The sequence below is a fragment of the Exiguobacterium sp. SH0S7 genome (assembly GCF_004337195.1).
Taxonomy (GTDB): Bacteria; Bacillota; Bacilli; order Exiguobacteriales; family Exiguobacteriaceae; genus Exiguobacterium; species Exiguobacterium aurantiacum_A.
In genome coordinates this window covers 1-252 of sequence record NZ_SJVA01000065.1, presented here as the reverse complement: position 1 = coordinate 252, position 252 = coordinate 1, and the positions used below count along the sequence as shown (strand labels likewise).

Sequence of the window (252 nt, the reverse complement as noted above, 5' to 3'; positions counted from 1 at the left end):
CGAGTACTACAATCATCGTCGCATCAAGAAACGACTAAAAAACCTGAGCCCGGTGGAATACCGGACCCAGGTTCTCGAAGTCGCCTGACAAATTATTTAGTGTCTAACTTTTTTGGTTCAGTTCACATTCGGGGTTTTTCGTATACGCACGAATCGCTATAATGAACCTATTCATTTAGACGGGAGAAACAACCATGAGCAAAATCATTTTCAATATCCATCAAATTGATCAGCTTGAGTCGAACCCGAACG

1 protein-coding gene is annotated in these 252 nt (G+C 42.1%); it reads left to right on the top strand.

Features of this window, described 5'->3' with window-relative positions; translation table 11 throughout:
• Positions 1-88, top strand: an 88-nt coding sequence (locus EVJ22_RS15425) for an IS3 family transposase (protein WP_131444302.1), incomplete at its 5' end; no start/stop codon positions are given.
• Positions 89-252 lie beyond the last annotated feature (164 nt).